The 13,450-nt window shown below is 56.3% G+C and carries 6 protein-coding genes, 2 tRNA genes and 3 rRNA genes; 7 read left to right on the forward strand and 4 right to left on the reverse strand.

From position 1 onward, the window contains the following. Position 1: 1 nt before the first annotated feature. From AC3ITA_RS03285 to AC3ITA_RS03300, 4 genes are all read right to left on the reverse strand, one after another. Entirely contained in the window at positions 2-1,567 is a 1,566-nt protein-coding gene (locus AC3ITA_RS03285) for an ABC transporter ATP-binding protein (protein WP_489279426.1), read from the reverse strand. A 539-nt stretch (positions 1,568-2,106) separates the two neighbouring features. Continuing rightward, complete coding sequence (locus AC3ITA_RS03290) at positions 2,107-2,688, reverse strand: IMPACT family protein (protein WP_489279428.1); 582 nt, start codon at positions 2,686-2,688, stop codon at positions 2,107-2,109. Positions 2,689-2,706: 18 nt separating this feature from the next. Then, entirely contained in the window at positions 2,707-3,357 is a 651-nt protein-coding gene (locus tag AC3ITA_RS03295; protein ID WP_150673135.1) for a TetR/AcrR family transcriptional regulator, read from the reverse strand. Positions 3,358-3,472: 115 nt separating this feature from the next. Then, entirely contained in the window at positions 3,473-4,393 is a 921-nt protein-coding gene (locus tag AC3ITA_RS03300) for a LysR family transcriptional regulator (RefSeq protein ID WP_007971880.1), read from the reverse strand. 138 nt (positions 4,394-4,531) lie between these two features. Here AC3ITA_RS03300 and aptA point away from each other — a divergent pair, with 138 nt between their 5' ends. The 7 genes from aptA to rrf all read left to right on the forward strand — a co-directional run bounded on the left by aptA (position 4,532) and on the right by rrf (position 13,258). Continuing rightward, positions 4,532-5,881 (forward strand): omega-aminotransferase AptA, encoded by a 1,350-nt coding sequence (gene aptA, locus AC3ITA_RS03305; protein WP_095946037.1) that lies wholly within the window; start codon positions 4,532-4,534, stop codon positions 5,879-5,881. Between the two features lie 74 nt (positions 5,882-5,955). Then, the gene (locus AC3ITA_RS03310) at positions 5,956-7,449 is read left to right on the forward strand and encodes a CoA-acylating methylmalonate-semialdehyde dehydrogenase (RefSeq protein WP_095946036.1); all 1,494 of its coding nucleotides are present in this window, start codon (positions 5,956-5,958) and stop codon (positions 7,447-7,449) included. A gap of 568 nt (positions 7,450-8,017) precedes the next feature. Next, positions 8,018-9,554, forward strand: a 16S ribosomal RNA gene (locus AC3ITA_RS03315). 122 nt (positions 9,555-9,676) lie between these two features. Then, a tRNA-Ile gene (locus AC3ITA_RS03320) sits at positions 9,677-9,753 on the forward strand. 9 nt (positions 9,754-9,762) lie between these two features. Further along, positions 9,763-9,838: transfer RNA gene (locus AC3ITA_RS03325), tRNA-Ala, on the forward strand. A gap of 241 nt (positions 9,839-10,079) precedes the next feature. Beyond that, a 23S ribosomal RNA gene (locus tag AC3ITA_RS03330) occupies positions 10,080-12,973 on the forward strand. Positions 12,974-13,142: 169 nt separating this feature from the next. Further along, positions 13,143-13,258, forward strand: a 5S ribosomal RNA gene (gene rrf, locus AC3ITA_RS03335). Together the 16S, 23S and 5S rRNA genes with 2 tRNA genes alongside form the textbook arrangement of a ribosomal RNA operon. The last annotated feature ends 192 nt before the right edge of the window (positions 13,259-13,450 follow it).

Genomic DNA, 13,450 nt, shown 5'->3' on the forward strand with positions numbered 1-13,450 from the left:
GTTAACGCGTGGCGGATTCGAGTGATTGAGGGGCACCGAACTGGCCGGCCATCCAGCCGCCGACATCGCTCAGGCGCGTGTCGACTGTGGCGTGGAGCGCCGACAACCGACCACCGCACAAGGCGCCGAGGCGGTCGCTGATCTGGAACAGTTCATCGAGGTCTTCGGAAATCACCAGGATCGCCGCGCCGGCATCGCGCAAGGCAATCAAGGCGCGGTGAATGGTGGCGGCCGCGCCGACGTCCACGCCCCAGGTCGGGTGTGCGGCGACCAGCAGTTTCGGTCGCTGAAGGATTTCCCGGCCGAGGATGAATTTCTGCAGGTTTCCCCCGGACAGGCTGCGGGCCGGTGCCTGGCTATCGGGTGTCTTGACCCCGAAACAGCGGATGATTTCCTCGGCCAGTGCTTCGACTTTGCCGCGCTGAATCAGGCCGTTATTCACCAACCCCTTCTGGAAGGCGGTCAGCAGCGCGTTGTCCGCCAGGCTCAGCTCCGGCACTGCACCATGGCCCAGGCGTTCGGCGGGGACGAACGCCAGGCCGAGTTGGCGGCGAACATCGGGACGCAAATGGGCGACGGGCTCCTGGCCAAAACGGATCGTTGCGCTGGCGTTGCGGGGCAGCAGTACTTCGCCGCTGAGCAAGGCCAGCAACTCGTCCTGGCCATTGCCGGCGACACCGGCGATGCCGACAATTTCACCACGGCGCACTTCAAGGTCGATGTTGGCAAGCGAGCAGCCGAACGGGTCCGGGTTGTGCCAGGACAAGCCACGGACATCAAGGAACGCCTCACCTCCGGTAACCTTCGGATAGTCAGCGATCAACTCCGCCGCTTCACCGACCATCAAGCGCGCCAGTTGCTGATCCGAACACTCGGCCGGCACGCAATGCCCGGACACCCGACCGCCTCGTAAAACCGTTGCGCTGTGGCACAACGCGCGGACTTCCCCAAGCTTGTGGCTGATGAACAAAATGCTGCAACCCTCGGCGGCAAGCCGGCGCAGGGTGACGAACAAGTCGTCGGCCTCCTGCGGCGTCAGCACCGAAGTCGGTTCATCGAGAATCAACAGGCGGATGTCCTGCATCAGGCAGCGAATGATTTCCACCCGTTGCCGTTCACCGATCGACAGGCTGTGGACAAGTCGCTCCGGTTCCAGCGCCATGCCATAGCGCCGGGACACCTCGCGAATCTTCGGCTCAAGCTGTTTGGGTGTGCCTGCCGCCGCGCCCATGGCCAGGGCGATGTTCTGCGCCACGCTCAGGGTTTCGAACAGCGAGAAATGCTGGAACACCATGCCGATTCCCAAACCCCGTGCCTGGGCCGGGTTGCGCAGGCTCACCCGCCGGCCTTGCCAGATCACTTCGCCGGAATCGGCGTGGGTGACGCCGTAGATGATCTTCATCAAGGTGCTTTTACCCGCGCCGTTTTCGCCGAGCAGGGCATGGATCTCGCCAGGAGCAATGGTCAGGTCGATGGCGTCGTTGGCCAGGCAACCGGGGTAGCGTTTTGTGATGCTGCGCAGTTGCAGGCGCGGAACCGGATCGGGGGTTGGAGCGCGATTGGGCATGACAGGCTCGGTGCTGTTGGACTTGTGCCTGTGGATAAAGCAATTTTCTGGCCATCTGGTCAGGAAAATGTCGAAGTCCTGCGAGCCGAGGCGTTGAGTGCGCCGCTTTCGAATGTCTCTCCCACAGCCCGGCACCACATGGGGGCAATGGCGCAAATCAAGCCCCGATTTTGCTCGTGGGGTTTTGCTCAAAAAATGAGCAATCGACCACAAGCCATAGCGTGCAGGGCGCCGAGACGGCCATGAACGGGTTATCCACAGATTGCTCCACAGTATTTGTGTGCAAGCTCAAAGCATGGGCATAAGCACTGAGTGGCTTTCTTCTAAAGGCGATAAACCGTTGTAACTGTTTGTTTTTATTTGAATTTGATGTAGCTGATCGCAGATTGGACGAAAATTGAGCAAAGTCCGCAAAGCCGCATGACAGAAGGGTTACAGCGGTATGTGCTCAGGTTATCCACAGGCGGGTGCACAGCAGATGTGGGCAAATATGGAATAAGTGAAAAAGTGGCGTGCCCCAAAAGATTGCAGCCTGTGATTCAGCGCTGTAACAGAATTCGCCCGCGACTCAAATCGGCCAGTTGTGACTGCAAGGTGTCGATCTGCGCACCGCCCACGGCCAGCTGCAACTCGACCCCATTGGCGGTGAAGCTTTCATCCACAACCAATCCACCTGCTTCTGCCACCCGCAGCTTGACCAGGGTCAACTCGGCAAACCCGCAAGCGCAACGCAGCGGCACCCGGCTGATCAGCTCGATCTTTGGCGCCGCTTGCAGGCATTTGTTTGCACCCCCGCCATAAGCGCGGGCGAGCCCCCCGGTGCCCAGTTGGATGCCGCCATACCAGCGAATCACCAGCACCGCGACCTGATCGCAATCCTGCGCCTCTATCGCCGCCAGAATCGGCCGCCCGGCCGTGCCGCCGGGCTCGCCATCATCGGTGCTGCGATACTGATCGCCGAGCTTCCACGCCCAGCAGTTGTGCGAGGCATTCAAGTCACTGTGCTGTTCAATGAACGCCTGGGCCTCGGCCGGGCTGGAGATCGGCGCGGCGAAGGTCATGAAGCGACTCTTGCGAATCTCTTCGCGGTATTCGCAAAAACCGCTGAGGGTAAATGGCATACGTACCTGAATGGCAACTTAGATGGCAGGTTTCAGGCCGCAGCCCTTGAGAATGATGCGGATCAGGTTGTCCCCGGCGTCTTCCATGTCCTGTTTGGTCAACCTGGTGCGCCCGGTGACGCGGCAGATCTGGGTGGCGAAGTCGGCGTAGTGCTGGGTGCTGCCCCACAACAGGAAGATCAGGTGCACCGGATCGACCGGGTCCATTTTACCGGCGTCGATCCAGGCCTGGAACACGCCCGCACGACCCTGGAACCAGGCGCGATAGTCCTGGTTGAAGTACTCGGTCAGGCATTCGCCGCCGCTGATGACTTCCATGGCGAAAATCCGCGAGGCTTGCGGCTGGCGCCGGGAGAACTCGATTTTTGCGCGGATGTAGCGGGTCAAGGCTTCGGCCGGATCGTCCTCGGCGGTGAGGGTGTTGAAGGTGCTGTCCCACAACTCGATGATGTTGCTCAGCACCGCCACGTACAAACCGAGCTTGTTGGTGAAGTAGTAATGCAGGTTCGCCTTGGGCAGCCCGGCATTCCGGGCGATGGTGTTCATGCTCGTGCCTTTGTAGCCGTGACGGGCGAACTCGTCTTCGGCGGCTTTGATGATGGTCTCTTCGTTTTTCTGACGAATGCGGCTGACGGGTTTTCCGCCGTGGGCTGGGACTTCAAAGGTCATAGGCACTTCCGAGAAGATGAGTGGGTGCGGCCAGTGCGTTGATAGCGCACCGGCAGGTTACAGACAAGTCTATGGGGAAAAACCAATCCACTGAGGGCTTGTTCAATTATGCAATTCAACGCGTCGCCGCGAGACTCTCGAGAAAACTCTCCAGCACCAGATGCGGTCGACGTCCCTTGCGGGTGACCGACGCCAGGCTCAGGTCATAGAAACGCGTTTTTGCTTTCAATGCACGCAACCGACCTTGCTGTACCCAAAGACTCGCGTAGTGATCCGGCAAATAGCCGATGTAGCGCCCGGTCAGGATCAGGAACGCCATGCCTTCACGGTCCGAGGCGCTGGCGGTGCAATTGAGCGCCTGGTAGTGAGCCTGGATCTCCGCCGGCAAACGAAAGGTGGGCGCGATGGCGTCCTGGCTATTCAGGCGTTCGTCGTCCAGTTGCTTGTCGTCGACATAGAACAGCGGGTGACCGACCGCGCAGTACAGCAGCGAACGTTCGCTATACAACGGTTGATACTCCAGCCCCGACAGCGCGCTGGCCTGCGGCACCACGCCGACATGCAGACGGCCGTCGAGCACGCCTTGTTCGACTTCATTGGGCGCGATCATGCGGATCTGGATTTGCACGTCGGGGCCGCGTTCCTTCAATTGTGCGAGGGCATGGGTGATGCGCATGTGGGGCAGGGTGACCAGGTTGTCGGTCAATCCAATGATCAATTCGCCGCGCAAGTGCTGGTGCAGGCCATTGACCTCGGTGCGGAAGCTTTCCAGTGCACTTAACAGCTGCAACGCCGATTGATAGACCTCGCGGCCTTCTTCGGTCAGGGAAAACCCGGCACGTCCACGTTGACACAGACGCAGGCCGAGGCGTTGCTCCAGATCGCTCATCTGCTGGCTGATCGCCGAGCGACCGATGCCCAGCACGGTTTCCGCCGCGGAGAAGCCGCCGCATTCCACCACGCTGCGGAAAATCCTCAGCAGGCGGATATCAAAGTCGCTGACCTGGGCCAGCGGATCGGGACGGCGAGTGCTCATGCGGGTTACTCAAAGTTTAGTAGTTGGCTGACTGAACATTAGAAGAGTTGGATTTCACAGACTTTATCTCCGTGGCAATTTAGCTGCAACAACGGTTTTCAATCCTTACGCCGCTTATTGCCTTGCGAGATTTCGCCCATGAACCAGCCTGAAAACGCCCCGACTTCCCTGGCCAGCCAGCTCAAGCTCGATGCTCACTGGATGCCTTACACCGCCAACCGCAACTTCCAGCGCGACCCGCGGCTGATCGTTGGCGCCGAAGGCAGTTGGCTGATCGACGACAAGGGCCGCAAGGTTTACGACTCGTTGTCCGGTCTGTGGACCTGTGGCGCCGGGCACACCCGCAAGGAAATCCAGGAAGCGGTCGCCAGGCAACTGGGCACTCTCGATTACTCGCCAGGCTTCCAGTACGGTCATCCGCTGTCCTTCCAGCTGGCTGAGAAAATCACCGACCTGACCCCGGGCAACCTGAATCACGTGTTTTTCACCGACTCGGGCTCCGAGTGTGCTGACACCGCCGTGAAGATGGTCCGTGCTTACTGGCGCCTGAAGGGCCAGTCGACCAAGACCAAGATGATCGGTCGTGCCCGTGGTTACCACGGTGTGAACATCGCCGGCACCAGCCTCGGGGGCGTGAACGGCAACCGCAAGCTGTTCGGTCAGGCGATGATGGACGTCGACCACCTGCCGCACACCTTGCTGGCCAGCAACGCTTACTCCCGTGGCATGCCGGAGCAGGGTGGTATCGCCCTGGCTGACGAACTGCTGAAGCTGATCGAGCTGCACGATGCGTCGAACATCGCGGCGGTCTTCGTCGAGCCATTGGCCGGTTCCGCTGGCGTGCTGGTTCCGCCACAGGGTTACCTCAAGCGTCTGCGTGAAATCTGCGACCAGCACAACATCCTGCTGGTGTTCGACGAAGTGATCACCGGTTTCGGCCGTACCGGCACCATGTTCGGCGCCACCACCTTCGGCGTGACCCCGGACCTGATGTGCATCGCCAAGCAAGTCACCAACGGTGCGATCCCGATGGGCGCGGTGATTGCCAGCTCCGAGATCTACCAGACCTTCATGAATCAGCCAACGCCTGAATATGCGGTGGAGTTCCCTCACGGCTACACCTATTCCGCGCATCCGGTGGCTTGCGCCGCGGGCCTGGCGGCACTCGACCTGCTGCAAAAGGAAAACCTGGTGCAGAGCGTGGCTGAAGTCGCGCCGCATTTCGAAAATGCGCTGCACGGTCTCAAGGGCACCAAGAACATCATCGACATCCGCAACTTCGGCCTGGCCGGTGCGATCCAGATCGCTCCACGTGACGGCGATGCGATCGTGCGTCCGTTCGAAGCCGGCATGGCGCTGTGGAAAGCCGGGTTCTACGTGCGCTTCGGCGGCGACACCCTGCAGTTCGGCCCAACCTTCAACAGCAAGCCGCAGGACCTGGATCGTCTGTTCGACGCGGTCGGCGAAGTGCTGAGCAAGATCGACTGATTTCTCCTTCTATATACCTATAAACAACGGGCGCTCGGGAACGGGCGCCTGTGGACAACTTTTCAGGAGCTTCCATGAGCGTTATTCCGCATTTGATCAATGGCGAACTGGTGACCGAGAACGGTCGCGCGGTTGATGTGTTCAACCCGTCTACCGGCCAGGCTATCCACAAGCTGCCACTGGCGACCCGCGAAACCATCCAGAGCGCCATCGACGCGGCCAAGGCTGCATTCCCGGCCTGGCGCAACACGCCGCCGGCCAAGCGTGCCCAAGTGATGTTCCGCTTCAAGCAACTGCTGGAGCAGAACGAAGCCCGCATCTCGCAATTGATCAGTGAAGAGCACGGCAAGACCCTGGAAGATGCTGCCGGTGAACTGAAGCGCGGCATCGAGAACGTCGAGTTCGCTTGCGCGGCCCCGGAAATCCTCAAGGGCGAATACAGCCGTAACGTCGGCCCGAACATCGATGCCTGGTCTGACTTCCAGCCGCTGGGCGTGGTTGCCGGTATCACGCCGTTCAACTTCCCGGCCATGGTGCCGCTGTGGATGTACCCGCTGGCGATCGTCTGCGGCAACTGCTTCATCCTCAAGCCTTCCGAGCGTGACCCGAGTTCGACGCTGCTGATTGCCCAATTGCTGCTGGAGGCTGGTTTGCCTAAAGGCGTACTGAGCGTGGTGCACGGTGACAAGACTGCGGTGGACGCATTGATCGAAGCGCCGGAAGTCAAAGCGCTGAGCTTCGTTGGTTCGACGCCGATTGCCGAATACATCTATTCCGAAGGCACCAAGCGCGGCAAGCGCGTTCAGGCCCTGGGCGGTGCGAAGAACCACGCCGTGCTGATGCCGGATGCAGATTTGGACAACGCCGTCAGCGCACTGATGGGCGCGGCCTACGGTTCTTGCGGTGAGCGTTGCATGGCGATCTCCGTAGCAGTGTGTGTCGGTGATCAGGTGGCCGATGCACTGGTGGCCAAACTGGTTCCACAAATCAAGGCGCTGAAAATTGGCGCTGGTACTTCTTGCGGTCTGGACATGGGGCCTCTGGTCACTGGCCAGGCCCGCGACAAAGTCAGCGGTTATGTAGAAGACGGCGTAGCTGCTGGCGCGACCCTGGTGGTGGATGGCCGTGGCCTGACCGTCGCTGGTCACGAGGAAGGCTTCTTCCTGGGTGGCTGCCTGTTCGACAACGTCACGCCAGAAATGCGCATCTATAAAGAAGAGATCTTCGGGCCGGTGCTGTGCGTTGTTCGGGTCAACAGCCTGGAAGAAGCCATGCAACTGATCAACGATCACGAATATGGCAACGGCACCTGCATCTTCACCCGTGATGGTGAAGCGGCGCGGTTGTTCTGCGACGAGATTGAAGTCGGCATGGTGGGTGTCAACGTACCGCTGCCGGTGCCGGTGGCATATCACAGCTTTGGCGGCTGGAAGCGTTCGCTGTTCGGCGACCTGCACGCCTATGGCCCGGATGGTGTGCGTTTCTATACCCGCCGCAAAGCCATCACCCAGCGCTGGCCGCAGCGTGCGAGCCATGAAGCTTCGCAGTTCGCCTTCCCTAGCTTGTAAGTAGAAGGGTAGAGAAGGCCGGCCCTTGTGGCCGGCCTTCGCGTTTTCGGGGCTTTTTGAGTTATATGACAGATTTATGAAAATAGCGGTTGACGGCAGATTTCAGATGTCTATAATTCGCCCCACTTCCGGCGCAGTCGAAACGGAAAACTCCTTGGTAAACAATGAGTTACGCAGTTTTCGGCAGCAGGTTGCTTCAGTTCATCGAAGCCGAAAGGGAGTTGAAAAAGAGGTGTTGACAGCAGCGTGTAACGCTGTAGAATTCGCCTCCCGCTGATGAGAGATCTGAAGCGCAAGTGGTTGAAGTTGAAAAGGAAACTTTGAAAACTTCTGAAAATAATCACTTGACAGCAAATGAGGCTGCTGTAGAATGCGCGCCTCGGTTGAGACGAAAGATCTTAACCAACCGCTCTTTAACAACTGAATCAAGCAATTCGTGTGGGTGCTTGTGGAGTCAGACTGCTAGTCAACAGATTATCAGCATCACAAGTTACTCCGCGAGAAATCAAAGATGTAACCAACGATTGCTGAGCCAAGTTTAGGGTTTTCTCAAAACCCAAAGATGTTTGAACTGAAGAGTTTGATCATGGCTCAGATTGAACGCTGGCGGCAGGCCTAACACATGCAAGTCGAGCGGATGACAGGAGCTTGCTCCTGAATTCAGCGGCGGACGGGTGAGTAATGCCTAGGAATCTGCCTGGTAGTGGGGGACAACGTTTCGAAAGGAACGCTAATACCGCATACGTCCTACGGGAGAAAGCAGGGGACCTTCGGGCCTTGCGCTATCAGATGAGCCTAGGTCGGATTAGCTAGTTGGTGAGGTAATGGCTCACCAAGGCGACGATCCGTAACTGGTCTGAGAGGATGATCAGTCACACTGGAACTGAGACACGGTCCAGACTCCTACGGGAGGCAGCAGTGGGGAATATTGGACAATGGGCGAAAGCCTGATCCAGCCATGCCGCGTGTGTGAAGAAGGTCTTCGGATTGTAAAGCACTTTAAGTTGGGAGGAAGGGCATTAACCTAATACGTTAGTGTTTTGACGTTACCGACAGAATAAGCACCGGCTAACTCTGTGCCAGCAGCCGCGGTAATACAGAGGGTGCAAGCGTTAATCGGAATTACTGGGCGTAAAGCGCGCGTAGGTGGTTTGTTAAGTTGGATGTGAAAGCCCCGGGCTCAACCTGGGAACTGCATTCAAAACTGACAAGCTAGAGTATGGTAGAGGGTGGTGGAATTTCCTGTGTAGCGGTGAAATGCGTAGATATAGGAAGGAACACCAGTGGCGAAGGCGACCACCTGGACTGATACTGACACTGAGGTGCGAAAGCGTGGGGAGCAAACAGGATTAGATACCCTGGTAGTCCACGCCGTAAACGATGTCAACTAGCCGTTGGGAGCCTTGAGCTCTTAGTGGCGCAGCTAACGCATTAAGTTGACCGCCTGGGGAGTACGGCCGCAAGGTTAAAACTCAAATGAATTGACGGGGGCCCGCACAAGCGGTGGAGCATGTGGTTTAATTCGAAGCAACGCGAAGAACCTTACCAGGCCTTGACATCCAATGAACTTTCCAGAGATGGATTGGTGCCTTCGGGAACATTGAGACAGGTGCTGCATGGCTGTCGTCAGCTCGTGTCGTGAGATGTTGGGTTAAGTCCCGTAACGAGCGCAACCCTTGTCCTTAGTTACCAGCACGTTATGGTGGGCACTCTAAGGAGACTGCCGGTGACAAACCGGAGGAAGGTGGGGATGACGTCAAGTCATCATGGCCCTTACGGCCTGGGCTACACACGTGCTACAATGGTCGGTACAGAGGGTTGCCAAGCCGCGAGGTGGAGCTAATCCCACAAAACCGATCGTAGTCCGGATCGCAGTCTGCAACTCGACTGCGTGAAGTCGGAATCGCTAGTAATCGCGAATCAGAATGTCGCGGTGAATACGTTCCCGGGCCTTGTACACACCGCCCGTCACACCATGGGAGTGGGTTGCACCAGAAGTAGCTAGTCTAACCTTCGGGAGGACGGTTACCACGGTGTGATTCATGACTGGGGTGAAGTCGTAACAAGGTAGCCGTAGGGGAACCTGCGGCTGGATCACCTCCTTAATCGACGACTCAGCTGCTCCATAAGTTCCCACACGAATTGCTTGATTCATTGAAGAAGACGATAGAAGCAGCTTTAAGCTCCAAGCTGATAGCTCCAAGCTAACAGTTACGCGCTCGAAATTGGGTCTGTAGCTCAGTTGGTTAGAGCGCACCCCTGATAAGGGTGAGGTCGGCAGTTCGAATCTGCCCAGACCCACCAATTTTGTATGGGGCCATAGCTCAGCTGGGAGAGCGCCTGCCTTGCACGCAGGAGGTCAACGGTTCGATCCCGTTTGGCTCCACCATTAACTGCTTCGAAGCGTTTGAGAGTTTAGAAATGAATATTCCAGCGTGAATATTGATTTCTAGTCTTTTGATTAGATCGTTCTTTAAAAATTTGGGTATGTGATAGAAAGATAGACTGAACGTTACTTTCACTGGTAACGGATCAGGCTAAGGTAAAATTTGTGAGTTGCTCTTAGGAGCTCAATCGAATTTTCGGCGAATGTCGTCTTCATAGTATAACCAGATTGCTTGGGGTTATATGGTCAAGTGAAGAAGCGCATACGGTGGATGCCTTGGCAGTCAGAGGCGATGAAAGACGTGGTAGCCTGCGAAAAGCTTCGGGGAGTCGGCAAACAGACTTTGATCCGGAGATGTCTGAATGGGGGAACCCAGCCATCATAAGATGGTTATCTTGTACTGAATACATAGGTGCAAGAGGCGAACCAGGGGAACTGAAACATCTAAGTACCCTGAGGAAAAGAAATCAACCGAGATTCCCTTAGTAGTGGCGAGCGAACGGGGACTAGCCCTTAAGTGGCTTTGAGATTAGCGGAACGCTCTGGAAAGTGCGGCCATAGTGGGTGATAGCCCTGTACGCGAAAATCTCTTGGTCATGAAATCGAGTAGGACGGAGCACGAGAAACTTTGTCTGAATATGGGGGGACCATCCTCCAAGGCTAAATACTACTGACTGACCGATAGTGAACTAGTACCGTGAGGGAAAGGCGAAAAGAACCCCGGAGAGGGGAGTGAAATAGATCCTGAAACCGTATGCGTACAAGCAGTGGGAGCCTACTTTGTTAGGTGACTGCGTACCTTTTGTATAATGGGTCAGCGACTTATTTTCAGTGGCGAGCTTAACCGAATAGGGGAGGCGTAGCGAAAGCGAGTCTTAATAGGGCGTCTAGTCGCTGGGAATAGACCCGAAACCGGGCGATCTATCCATGGGCAGGTTGAAGGTTAGGTAACACTGACTGGAGGACCGAACCGACTACCGTTGAAAAGTTAGCGGATGACCTGTGGATCGGAGTGAAAGGCTAATCAAGCTCGGAGATAGCTGGTTCTCCTCGAAAGCTATTTAGGTAGCGCCTCATGTATCACTGTAGGGGGTAGAGCACTGTTTCGGCTAGGGGGTCATCCCGACTTACCAAACCGATGCAAACTCCGAATACCTACAAGTGCCGAGCATGGGAGACACACGGCGGGTGCTAACGTCCGTCGTGAAAAGGGAAACAACCCAGACCGTCAGCTAAGGTCCCAAAGTTATGGTTAAGTGGGAAACGATGTGGGAAGGCTTAGACAGCTAGGAGGTTGGCTTAGAAGCAGCCACCCTTTAAAGAAAGCGTAATAGCTCACTAGTCGAGTCGGCCTGCGCGGAAGATGTAACGGGGCTCAAACCATACACCGAAGCTACGGGTATCATCTTCGGATGATGCGGTAGAGGAGCGTTCTGTAAGCCTGTGAAGGTGAGTTGAGAAGCTTGCTGGAGGTATCAGAAGTGCGAATGCTGACATGAGTAACGACAATGGGTGTGAAAAACACCCACGCCGAAAGACCAAGGTTTCCTGCGCAACGTTAATCGACGCAGGGTTAGTCGGTCCCTAAGGCGAGGCTGAAAAGCGTAGTCGATGGAAAACAGGTTAATATTCCTGTACTTCTGGTTATTGCGATGGAGGGACGGAGAAGGCTAGGCCAGCTTGGCGTTGGTTGTCCAAGTTTAAGGTGGTAGGCTGGAATCTTAGGTAAATCCGGGATTCTAAGGCCGAGAGCTGATGACGAGTGTTCCTTTGGAACACGAAGTGGTTGATGCCATGCTTCCAAGAAAAGCTTCTAAGCTTCAGGTAACCAGGAACCGTACCCCAAACCGACACAGGTGGTTGGGTAGAGAATACCAAGGCGCTTGAGAGAACTCGGGTGAAGGAACTAGGCAAAATGGCACCGTAACTTCGGGAGAAGGTGCGCCGGTGAGGGTGAAGGACTTGCTCCGTAAGCCCACGCCGGTCGAAGATACCAGGCCGCTGCGACTGTTTATTAAAAACACAGCACTCTGCAAACACGAAAGTGGACGTATAGGGTGTGACGCCTGCCCGGTGCCGGAAGGTTAATTGATGGGGTTAGCTAACGCGAAGCTCTTGATCGAAGCCCCGGTAAACGGCGGCCGTAACTATAACGGTCCTAAGGTAGCGAAATTCCTTGTCGGGTAAGTTCCGACCTGCACGAATGGCGTAACGATGGCGGCGCTGTCTCCACCCGAGACTCAGTGAAATTGAAATCGCTGTGAAGATGCAGTGTATCCGCGGCTAGACGGAAAGACCCCGTGAACCTTTACTATAGCTTTGCACTGGACTTTGAATTTGCTTGTGTAGGATAGGTGGGAGGCTTTGAAGCGTGGACGCCAGTTCGCGTGGAGCCAACCTTGAAATACCACCCTGGCAACTTTGAGGTTCTAACTCAGGTCCGTTATCCGGATCGAGGACAGTGTATGGTGGGTAGTTTGACTGGGGCGGTCTCCTCCTAAAGAGTAACGGAGGAGTACGAAGGTGCGCTCAGACCGGTCGGAAATCGGTCGTAGAGTATAAAGGCAAAAGCGCGCTTGACTGCGAGACAGACACGTCGAGCAGGTACGAAAGTAGGTCTTAGTGATCCGGTGGTTCTGTATGGAAGGGCCATCGCTCAACGGATAAAAGGTACTCCGGGGATAACAGGCTGATACCGCCCAAGAGTTCATATCGACGGCGGTGTTTGGCACCTCGATGTCGGCTCATCACATCCTGGGGCTGAAGCCGGTCCCAAGGGTATGGCTGTTCGCCATTTAAAGTGGTACGCGAGCTGGGTTTAGAACGTCGTGAGACAGTTCGGTCCCTATCTGCCGTGGACGTTTGAGATTTGAGAGGGGCTGCTCCTAGTACGAGAGGACCGGAGTGGACGAACCTCTGGTGTTCCGGTTGTCACGCCAGTGGCATTGCCGGGTAGCTATGTTCGGAAAAGATAACCGCTGAAAGCATCTAAGCGGGAAACTTGCCTCAAGATGAGATCTCACTGGGACCTTGAGTCCCCTGAAGGGCCGTCGAAGACTACGACGTTGATAGGTTGGGTGTGTAAGCGCTGTGAGGCGTTGAGCTAACCAATACTAATTGCCCGTGAGGCTTGACCATATAACACCCAAGCAATTTGATGCTCCTAGTTGAAGAAACGAAAGAGACCAGATTGCGGTGTGTGAAGACGAAACGAACCGAAAGTTCGAGATGCTCACAAAACACCTAGCTGTCACATACCCAATTTGCTGAAGCGCGGCCGACCGGCCACGACTCGGTACCCGAATTTCTTGACGACCATAGAGCGTTGGAACCACCTGATCCCATCCCGAACTCAGCAGTGAAACGATGCATCGCCGATGGTAGTGTGGGGTTTCCCCATGTGAGAGTAGGTCATCGTCAAGATTAAATTCCGAAACCCCTATCTGCGTATGCAGGTAGGGGTTTTGTTTTTTGGCCTATTTACACCTCGAACACTGTGCCCTGTAGGAGCGAGCCTGCTCGCGAAGGTCGTCAACGATGACGCTAACTGCCTGGGGCCACGCGGTGTCCTGGCGTTCTTCGCGAGCGAGCTCGCTCCTACAAATGTTAAAGTCG

The organism is Pseudomonas sp. GL_090 (assembly GCF_057837765.1).

Coding starts and splice junctions, on each gene's coding strand:
- AC3ITA_RS03285 (WP_489279426.1), bottom strand. CDS start 1,567: ATGCCCAATCGCGCTCCAACCCCCGATCCGGTTCCGCGCCTGCAACTG.
- AC3ITA_RS03290 (WP_489279428.1), bottom strand. CDS start 2,688: ATGCCATTTACCCTCAGCGGTTTTTGCGAATACCGCGAAGAGATTCGC.
- AC3ITA_RS03295 (WP_150673135.1), bottom strand. CDS start 3,357: ATGACCTTTGAAGTCCCAGCCCACGGCGGAAAACCCGTCAGCCGCATT.
- AC3ITA_RS03300 (WP_007971880.1), bottom strand. CDS start 4,393: ATGAGCACTCGCCGTCCCGATCCGCTGGCCCAGGTCAGCGACTTTGAT.
- aptA (WP_095946037.1), top strand. CDS start 4,532: ATGAACCAGCCTGAAAACGCCCCGACTTCCCTGGCCAGCCAGCTCAAG.
- AC3ITA_RS03310 (WP_095946036.1), top strand. CDS start 5,956: ATGAGCGTTATTCCGCATTTGATCAATGGCGAACTGGTGACCGAGAAC.